This window comes from Actinomyces sp. MRS3W (assembly GCF_032465695.1).
Taxonomy (GTDB): Bacteria; Actinomycetota; Actinomycetes; order Actinomycetales; family Actinomycetaceae; genus Actinomyces.
In genome coordinates this window covers 1-1,185 of sequence record NZ_JAWDJJ010000103.1, presented here as the reverse complement: position 1 = coordinate 1,185, position 1,185 = coordinate 1, and the positions used below count along the sequence as shown (strand labels likewise).

The window sequence follows — 1,185 nt, the reverse complement described above, 5'->3', positions numbered from 1 at the left end:
GGTCATCGCCCACATCGACGAGGAGCACCTCGACGCGGTGCGCGCGCTTCCCGAGGAGGTGCGCTTCACGGTGGAGGCCCGCTGATTGCTGCTGCCGCATGATAACTGGAGCGACGGCCAGATTATTCCACGGTGGTCAAATACCCCGGCTGCCCGGTCCTGTTAAACCGCATGTATGTGTACCCCGTGTTCGAGCTCGACCACACGGTGCCGTTCCCGCCCACAAGCGACGTGGAGCATGCGTAGAAGCACTGCGACCCGCCAATGCCGCTCGAAGGCAGCGCCCACGTGGAATCAGCGTAGATCGTGGTGAGCGAGGAGCAGCCGGAGAACGCGTAGTACAGGTCCATGAGCGTCGACGGGTCGAACCCGCGGAAGTCCAGCGTCGTCACCGCGCACGATGCGAACTAACCGTGGGCCGTTACAGACTGACACGGAAGAGGCCACAAGTTCAAATCTTGTAACGCCCACCACGAACAACGAGGTCAGAGGCTTGTGCTTCTGGCCTCTTCGTTTGTGCCCACCATATGCCCACCATGGTGCCCACCAAAAATGCAACGAGGTGCTTGGCTAGCTGCATGTGAAACGGCTAGATGCGACAAGGATTGGAGGTGAACAAACCCGCAGTTCAGCCGCAAGACGGATACCATGCAAGCGAAAGGAAGGCACGAAAATGATCACCAACATCGACGAGCTCACCCAGAACGAGGCCGTAGCGTACTTCAAGGCGGATCTTTGCCTCAGCGATCCCGACAATTACAGCTTGGAAGAGAAACGCGAAATCTGTGATGAGATGGCTGCAACAAGTAAAGCCATAGAGGATGCTATCAAGGCGGATTTCGAGGCTCTCCCTCCCGAGGCCCAGGACAAGCTCCTCGACATGCTCTGCGCGTCAGGCTGCATGACGCCGGAGTGGTGGAAGTCTACCCTCTTCGGAGAAATGCCGGATTCGGTTGAAGAGATCGAGCTCACAACGACAGAGTAATCGCCTAACAGGGGCAATGCGGGACGGGTTCAGCTGGGGCTGGGAGCAATCCTGGCCCCTTTAAGTTGAAGGAAGGCATTATGACAGCGCACTAGGCGAGCAAATAGCATCAGCTGCCTAGATTCACACCAGATCGAGCGACTCCACGCCCGTGCAGAGCAGCTTCGTGGAGAGCGCTATGAGGTCATCGAGCGGCACCT

The 1,185-nt window shown here is 58.1% G+C and carries 1 protein-coding gene; it reads left to right on the top strand.

Annotated elements, in window-relative coordinates:
- Window positions 1–673 precede the first annotated feature (673 nt).
- On the top strand, window positions 674–985 hold the full coding sequence (locus tag RWX45_RS03245; RefSeq protein WP_316022345.1) for a hypothetical protein: 312 nt from the start codon (window positions 674–676) through the stop codon (window positions 983–985).
- The last annotated feature ends 200 nt before the right edge of the window (window positions 986–1,185 follow it).

Coding starts and splice junctions, on each gene's coding strand:
- RWX45_RS03245 (WP_316022345.1), top strand. CDS start 674: ATGATCACCAACATCGACGAGCTCACCCAGAACGAGGCCGTAGCGTAC.